The sequence below is a fragment of the Pseudomonadota bacterium genome, from assembly GCA_010028905.1.
Taxonomy (GTDB): Bacteria; Vulcanimicrobiota; Xenobia; order RGZZ01; family RGZZ01; genus RGZZ01.
The window spans coordinates 1-1,470 of record RGZZ01000789.1 but is presented as its reverse complement, the minus strand read 5'-3'; the positions used below and the strand labels follow the sequence as shown (position 1 = coordinate 1,470).

Genomic DNA, 1,470 nt, shown 5'->3' with positions numbered 1-1,470 from the left:
ACCGACATGAAGTCAGACTGCGTCATCCGCGGCCAGAAGCGCCTGACCTGGGACTGGTGGCCCACCGTGGCGAAGGTGAGCAAGGCCGCAAGCCGATGACACGAACCGCGATCTCGCGCCGCCTGGCGACGATGACCGTCGCGCTGGCGGCTGCTCTGGGGCTTCTGGTGGGCACGGCCCGCGCCGAGCAGACGCCCCAGGGCACGGGTTCTCTCAAGCCGAAGGTGCGCTTCACCGTCGATGCAAGTGCCCTCAAGAAGCTCGGGCTGCCATTTCAGCTCATCCAATCGGTGAACGTCACCGCTGACGGCCGCCGGCTCGCCATCGTGTCGCACTGGCCTGGCCTGCGTGCGCGTCTCACCCTGCTCGATTCCACGACACAGCGCCGCGTGGCCGACATCGCGGTCGATCTGCTCACGGTGAACGCCCTCGCGCTGAACGACGATGGCACGCAGGCCATGGCCGTGGGCGAGTACGCGGGGAAGGCAGTGCTCGTCGACATCGCTTCGGGCAAGAGCACCCCCATCTTCACCCGCGACACGAGCCGCTTCCGCTTCTCGTTTCCGGTGAATCTCCAGTACGCAGGAAACGGGGCCTACATCGCCCGCGGGTACACCGTTGACAAAGACGGGGTGGCCCAGGGAGACGAGATCGCGTCGCTGACCGTAGATGCCAGCAACACCCTGGCGCACACCCGGCTCGTCGACATCGGCGCCCTCGTCAAGGGCAGCGGGGTGTCGAACGGGCAGCTGCTCACCTTCAACTTCAGCCGCGATCATCAGCGGCTCATCTACTCGGTAGCCAGCAGCGTCACGGCCAGCACGCTCTTCCTCGGCAATCTGGCCGATGGCGGCGTGAACCCGACCAAGGTGCTCTCGGCTGAGGGGGTCGACTCGGCCACGCTCGGCCCCCGAGATGCCGTCGCCTGGTGCACGGTACGTCGCGCGGGCGTGAAGACACTCATCGAGGTCGACATGAAGAGCGCAAAGACGCGCACGTTGGGAACCGGCCTGTACACCCCCCCGATAAACGGCGCAGACGCGCGCTTCTTCATCATCGGTGCCATGTCGCCCCAGCTGAACCGCCATGATCTCTTCGTGGGCGACGCCCTGCACAGAGGGGCACTCACCCCCTTGGTGATCGACGGCTGGAACGGGCGTCTCACCCTCTACTCGGCCGCATCGAAAGCCGACGTCTTCTCGCTCTGGAGCAAGGATCACATCGTGGTGGGAACGCTCGGGAAGTAGGCGCAGCCTCCGAGCTTCAGGAAGGGGATCCCGGGCGATGGCGCGCGCTCGCACGGCCCCCGCGGGCGGGCAGGGCAGGAGCTGCCCCCGGCACGGGCGTACCGGCTCGTCATGACGACGAGACGAATGCTCAACCAGCAGCTCCACCTCACGCTGCCCCACGCCCTGCGTCGCGCGTCGCGCAAACGCCCGCTTGCGACCCTGGCGCATGCTCTTGCGCTCG

General features: G+C 67.1%; 1 protein-coding gene. It reads left to right on the top strand.

Annotation, left to right across the window (positions count from 1 at the left end; translation table 11 throughout):
* Positions 1–95: 95 nt before the first annotated feature.
* Positions 96–1,247, top strand: coding sequence for a hypothetical protein (locus tag EB084_25315; GenBank protein NDD31584.1), 1,152 nt, complete (start codon positions 96–98; stop codon positions 1,245–1,247).
* Positions 1,248–1,470 lie beyond the last annotated feature (223 nt).